Below are 6,025 nucleotides of genomic sequence, written 5' to 3' on the forward strand. Positions count from 1 at the left end.
AGTAAGTACATACTTTCAAGAGTTTTCATTGCACGTCTTGACGCATTGATTTCAGTCGGCAATGTTACAAGCTGAAATACAAGCACCGCACCGAAAAGTATCGCACCGACCATTGCCAGTCTGCCAAGTCCGAGTATAAGTCCGATTATGAAAATCGGCATTGAAAGCGTGTTGCAGACATTTACTATCGGCACAATTCCGTTACGAATTTTTATCGGAACGTATCCTACTTGATGCTGAACCGCGTGACCGCATTCATGTGCCGCAACACCTATTGCGGCTACCGATGTAGAATTATATGTTGAATCCGACAGTCTTATGACGTTTTCATTCGGGCTGTAGTGGTCTGTAAGGTCGCCCGAAACGTGTTCAACTCTTATATTCTGAAGTCCGTTTGCATCAAGAATTTGTCTTGCCGCACTTGCCGCGGTAATTCCTCTTGAACTTCTTACATCATTGTATTTACTGAAAGTCGATTTAACTCCCATTGACGCAAACAATGTAAGTAAAAATGCAATTATTACAAGTACATACGTTGGGTCAAAATAATAGCTGAACATAATTACTCCTTTCCGAGTACAACTCCTAATTCAATTTCATGTCCTCTTGCATAATCTTCAACATTCATTTTTTTACTGTTTGGAAACTGTGCCGTTACAATGTACAATGTTCCCTCACCGCAAGAAATTTTAAGTCCTTTTCCCTTTTCAAGTGCAAGTATTTCTCCCGCCTCTTTATCTGAATTTTCATCACAAACTCTTGCGGAAACAATTTTTAAAATTCCGTCTTTATATTTTGTGCAAGCAAGCGGCCACGAATTCATACCACATATCAGTTTTGAAATTTCACGAGCCGATTTGCTCCAATCTATAACTCCCGTTTCTCTTGAAATCATAGGCGCATATGTATGCTCCTTATCATTTTGCGGAGTAGGTGTTATACTGCCTTTTTCAAGTCCGTCTATTGTTTTTAAAAGCAAGTCGCCACCTATTACGGCTAAACGTTCGAAAAGTTCCTCTGCCGTTTCATATTCGCCGATTTCGGTTTCGGCTTTCAAAAGCATATCACCCGTGTCAAGTCCGCTGTCCATTTTCATCGTTGTAACGCCGGTAACCTTTTCGCCGTTTATAATCGCCCACTGAATAGGTCCCGCACCTCTGTACTTCGGCAAAAGTGACGCGTGTACATTAACACAGCCGTATTTCGGATAATCTATTATATAATCAGGCAAAATTTTACCGTATGCGACAACGACAATAAGCTCCGGTTTCAGTTTGTCAAGAACAGGCTGAAGTTCACCGTTTCTCAGTTTTTCTGGCTGATATATATTTTCTATACCGGCCTCAAGTGCCGCCGCCTTAACATCAGTCGGTACAAGTTTATGTCCTCTGCCTTTCGGTCTGTCCGGCTGAGATACAACACCCACAACATCAAGACCTGCGTCTGTCATAGCTTTAAGGCTTGCCGCCGCAAAATCGGGTGTACCCATAAATAAAATTCTCATTCAACCATCTCCGTTAGTCAATAAATCTAATTACTCTGTCCAAGAACAATTTACCGTCAAGGTGTTCAATTTCGTGACAAAAAGCTCTTGCCAAGAGTTCCTTACCTGTGATTTTAAACCACTTGCCGTCCCTGTCCTGTGCTTTTACGGTTACGACATTCGGTCTTGTAACCTCGCCGAACACTCCGGGTACGCTAAGACAGCCTTCGCTGCCGGTCTGTTCTCCGCTTTCTTCTACTATTTCAGGGTTTATAAGTTCAATTTTACCGTCACCGACATCTATGACAACCGCACGTTTCAATATCCCCACTTGCGGAGCTGCAAGTCCGACACCGTCACGGCTTTGCATTGTTTCATACATATCGTCAAGAAGTATATGAAGTTTTTCGTCAAACTTCACTACAGCTTTGCATTTCTTATAAAGGATTTCATCGCCTTTTTCCCTTATTTCTCTGATTGCCATTATGTTTCCCCTCTCTAATTTATCATACCGGGTGATTTGTCTATTATTATCGCCACATCCGAAAATTCCTTGTTTTTTCTGCATGTCATTTCAGCTTGTGAAAGTATCTCACCCAAGTTATCGTCATCTTCGCATTTAAAAATAATCTGCCATCTGTATTTGTTTTTTATTTTTGAAATATATGACGGCACGGGTCCTAAAACCTGTATTTTCTGTGATATATTCTGTGTTTTTTCGGCAGTGTTTAAAAAATATTTTGCCGTTTTCGCAACAATATTTTCAACATTGCCTTGAAAATGCACACTCACTATTTTACAAAACGGCGGATACCACATAAGCTTTCGTTTTGCAATTTCCTTATCGTAAAAAATTCTGTAATTGTGACTTTTTACAAGGCTCACCGCCTCATGTTCGGGCGTATACGTCTGAATAACGGCTCTGCCCTCTTTACTTCCTCTGCCGGCACGTCCCGAAACCTGTTCAAGCATTGCAAAAGTTCTCTCACCGCTTCGGTAATCGTTAATATTGAGCATTGTATCTGCCGTTATAACTCCGACAAGCGTTACATTTTCAAAATCAAGTCCTTTTGCCACCATTTGCGTACCGATAAGAATATCGATTTTATCTTTTTCAAACTTCTGTAAAATCTTCTCGTGCGACTGCTTTTTACCCGTTGTATCCATATCCATTCTGACAGTTGTCGCATTTGGGAACAGACGCTTTAATTCGTCCTCCACCTTTTGCGTACCGCCGCCGAAATAACGTATATAATTACTTCCGCATTTCGGACAAAGCTTATAATTCGGTCGTTCATATCCGCAGTAGTGGCACTTTAATTTATCCTCAAATTTATGATATGTAAGCGATATGTTGCAATTCGGACAATGCGGTACATATCCGCAACTGCGACACGAAACAAATGTAGAAAATCCACGCCTGTTAAGAAACAAAATTGTCTGTTCACCGCGTTTTAAATTTTCTTCGATTTCGTTATACAATTTACCCGAAAGCATACTTTTATTGCCCTTTTCCAACTCGCTGCGCATATCAATAACCGATATTTCGGGCATTTTATTTTTATTGTATCTTGTATTCATTTCAAGCAACTTATATTCGCCTGTCTGTGCTTTGTAATAGCTTTCAACAGACGGCGTTGCCGACGCCAAGACAACCGCCGCACCAAACTGACTTGCTCTGAATATTGCCGTTTCGCGTGCGTGGTATCTCGGTGACATATCCGACTTATAAGTATCGGAATGTTCCTCATCCATTATTATAACGCCGATATTTTTAAGCGGTGTAAAAATCGCACTTCTTGCACCGATTACAATATCAGCCTCACCGTCACGAATTTTCTTCCATTGGTCATATCTTTCACCGGCGGACAAACCGCTGTGAAAAATAGCAACTCTGCCGCCGAATCGCGACATAAATCTTGAAACCATCTGCGGTGTAAGCGATATTTCGGGTACAAGCATAATCGCACTTTTACCCATATTTATCACATTTTCAATCGTCTGCATAAAAACTTCGGTTTTACCGCTGCCTGTCACACCGTGCAGAAGATATATCCCTCCGTCACCCGATTTTACGGAATTTGTGATTTCATCTATCGCGTATTCCTGTTCCGGTGTCGGAACCATCTTTTCTGTTTTCTCAAAAACTCTGTTCCAATACGGATCACGTTCAACCGTCATATCAAACACATTGACAAGATTTTTCTTTTCAAGTGCTTTTACGGTACTGTGTGAGCCGTTTGTAAATTTCTGCAAATCGGCAAGAGAAACATACTCGTTTTCGCTTAGCACTTCAAGCATTTTTGCTTGAACAGGTGCTTTTCTGCGTAAAATTTCGGCACTTTCAAGTGCCGTTTCTCTGTCACATATAAGCTTTACACATTTAATTTTTTTATCCTTAATGTCAACCGATTGCCTGTATTCCTTTTTTAAAGTACCATCTTTAATCATTGCACGGACTTGATTTTGTATATCAACTCCGCACATTTCTTTAAGTCCTTTAAATTCCATACTGCCGCCGTTATCGGTAAGTATTTCCGTAATACGTCGGCGTATCTCTGACTTTTCCTCACTTTTATTTTCAAGAATAATCCATTCTTTCGTTTTAAGTGCCGTACCTGAAGGAACAATCGTATGAATTATATCAAGGTATGACGCAAGATATTTTTTATGCATCCACTCGATAAGTTCAAGCATATCTTCGTCAAAGCCTATCGAATCATTTGCCGTTCTTATTATGGATTTAAGACGTTTACTGTCACTTGTATCCGCAGTGCCGACACAAAATCCCTCAATTTCTCTGTTACCGGAAGAAAACGGAACAAGCACTCTGCTGCCTATTTTAATTTTGTCTTCAAGTTCTTTCGGGACAAGATAATCAAAAGGTTTATCAACTTGCTTTGACTTATTATCCACAATAATTTTTGCTATCATTATTATTCGTTATCTTCTGTATCGTCTTCTACAACTTCAATTTCTTCCGGCTGTACGTCATCATTACTGTTTAGAGAAAGAATAGCCGCAACCTTTTCGTCCTCCCAAGCCTTTGCACGCTTGATAGCCTCTGAACGAACATAGCCTACTTTTCCCTCTACGATTTCCTCTGCCGCAACTGATACAGGTTTTTCATCGCCGTATGCGTCCATATCGTGCATACGTTCTTCACCAATCATTCTTGCACGCTTTGCCGCCATTGTAACAAGTGTATAACGGCTGTCCACACACTTTGAAAGTTCCGAAATTCCAGGTTTAATCATCATAATAATATTCCTCCAGTAATCAATAATTTTCAGCTAATAATTTATCAACAAGGTTACGCTTTTGAACCTTATCACGCATTGTTTCTTCGACTTCACGAACACACTCGCCAAGTTCGTCGTTTACGAATATACAGTCATACTTCGTCGACTGAGATAATTCCCATTTTGCCGCCTCAAGTCGTTCTTCTATTTGTTCTGCCGTTTCACGGCCTCTGTCCTCAAGTCGCTGTTTTAAAACTTTCATTGACGGCGGTGCTATAAACATAAGTACTGCCTCTTCAAAAAGTTTCTTAACTTTAAGTGCGCCTTGCGGCTCGATTTCAAGCAAAACGTTTTTCCCGCTCTCAAGCATATCTTCAACAGTCTTTTTCGGAGTACCGTAATAATTGCCGCTGTACATAGCATATTCAAGCATTTCTCCGTTGTCTATCATCTTCTTAAAGTTTTCCACCGTTGTATAATTATATGTCACGCCGTCGGTTTCACCTTTGCGTTTTTCTCTCGTTGTTGACGATACGGACAAAAATACGTCGTTATTTTCATTTGCAAGAAGTTCATTACAAATCGTTCCTTTGCCCGTTCCCGACGGTCCGGACATTACAAAAAGTACACCTCTACTCATCGCCTTTAACGCTCTCCTCTCCTGTATCACCGCTAAGTCTGCCTGATACCGTTTCCGTCTGCAAAGCCGACAGAACAATATGGTCGGAATCGGTTACTATAACGGCTCTTGTTCTTCTGCCGTATGTTGCGTTTATAAGATTACCCTTATCCTCCGCCTCACGAATTATACGTTTAATCGGCGCGGACTCTGGACTTACAACTGCCACAACACGTTCGGCATTAACCATATTTCCAAAGCCTATATTTATAAGTTTCATTATATCACCTGTTATTCAATATTTTGAATTTGCTCTCTTAATTTTTCAATTTCACCCTTTAGCGTTACAACGGTTTTGGCGATTTCAATATCACTTGCCTTTGAACCGATTGTATTTACTTCACGGTTAATTTCCTGAATTAAGAAATCAAGCTTTCTGCCTGCCGGCGAACCGCTGTTTATTATAGTGTCAAATTCTTCAAAGTGACTGCCAAGTCTTACCGTTTCCTCATTTACTGCCACTTTATCGGCATAAATTGCAACTTCGGTAAGTATTCTTGCTTCGTCTATTTCTTTACCGTCAAGAACTTCTTTAATCTTTTCGTAAAGTTTGTCACTGTATTCCTTAACAGTCTGCGGTGAACGCTCGTCTACTTCCTTGACAAGTGTACGCATATAGTC

The 6,025-nt window shown here is 40.5% G+C and carries 8 protein-coding genes; all 8 read right to left on the minus strand.

Features of this window, described 5'->3' with window-relative positions:
* Positions 1-560 (minus strand): zinc metallopeptidase (locus tag ACLTU0_RS10125; protein WP_412322317.1); only part of this gene is annotated, 560 nt, incomplete at its 3' end.
* Positions 561-562: 2 nt separating this feature from the next.
* A complete protein-coding gene (fmt, locus tag ACLTU0_RS10130) occupies positions 563-1,504 on the minus strand; it encodes a methionyl-tRNA formyltransferase (protein ID WP_337868938.1) in 942 nt (313 codons plus the stop codon).
* 13 nt (positions 1,505-1,517) lie between these two features.
* On the minus strand, positions 1,518-1,967 hold the full coding sequence (def, locus tag ACLTU0_RS10135; protein WP_022230799.1) for a peptide deformylase: 450 nt from the start codon (positions 1,965-1,967) through the stop codon (positions 1,518-1,520).
* Positions 1,968-1,981: 14 nt separating this feature from the next.
* A complete protein-coding gene (gene priA, locus ACLTU0_RS10140; RefSeq protein ID WP_412322318.1) occupies positions 1,982-4,417 on the minus strand; it encodes a primosomal protein N' in 2,436 nt (811 codons plus the stop codon).
* A 2-nt stretch (positions 4,418-4,419) separates the two neighbouring features.
* A complete protein-coding gene (rpoZ, locus tag ACLTU0_RS10145) occupies positions 4,420-4,743 on the minus strand; it encodes a DNA-directed RNA polymerase subunit omega (RefSeq protein WP_412322319.1) in 324 nt (107 codons plus the stop codon).
* Positions 4,744-4,762: 19 nt separating this feature from the next.
* Positions 4,763-5,365: a guanylate kinase gene (gmk, locus tag ACLTU0_RS10150; RefSeq protein WP_412322321.1), complete on the minus strand. Its 603-nt coding sequence runs from the start codon at positions 5,363-5,365 to the stop codon at positions 4,763-4,765.
* On the minus strand, positions 5,358-5,624 hold the full coding sequence (locus tag ACLTU0_RS10155) for a DUF370 domain-containing protein (protein ID WP_022230795.1): 267 nt from the start codon (positions 5,622-5,624) through the stop codon (positions 5,358-5,360). The genes gmk and ACLTU0_RS10155 overlap by 8 nt, the downstream gene beginning before the upstream one ends.
* A gap of 11 nt (positions 5,625-5,635) precedes the next feature.
* Positions 5,636-6,025 (minus strand): endoribonuclease YicC domain-containing protein (locus tag ACLTU0_RS10160; protein ID WP_412322323.1); only part of this gene is annotated, 390 nt, incomplete at its 5' end.

The sequence above is a fragment of the Hominilimicola sp. genome (genome assembly GCF_046972485.1).
In the GTDB taxonomy this organism is placed as follows: Bacteria; Bacillota; Clostridia; order UBA1381; family UBA1381; genus Hominilimicola; species Hominilimicola fabiformis.

Coding starts and splice junctions, on each gene's coding strand:
- rpoZ (WP_412322319.1), bottom strand. CDS start 4,743: ATGATGATTAAACCTGGAATTTCGGAACTTTCAAAGTGTGTGGACAGC.
- gmk (WP_412322321.1), bottom strand. CDS start 5,365: ATGAGTAGAGGTGTACTTTTTGTAATGTCCGGACCGTCGGGAACGGGC.
- def (WP_022230799.1), bottom strand. CDS start 1,967: ATGGCAATCAGAGAAATAAGGGAAAAAGGCGATGAAATCCTTTATAAG.
- priA (WP_412322318.1), bottom strand. CDS start 4,417: ATGATAGCAAAAATTATTGTGGATAATAAGTCAAAGCAAGTTGATAAA.
- ACLTU0_RS10155 (WP_022230795.1), bottom strand. CDS start 5,624: ATGAAACTTATAAATATAGGCTTTGGAAATATGGTTAATGCCGAACGT.
- fmt (WP_337868938.1), bottom strand. CDS start 1,504: ATGAGAATTTTATTTATGGGTACACCCGATTTTGCGGCGGCAAGCCTT.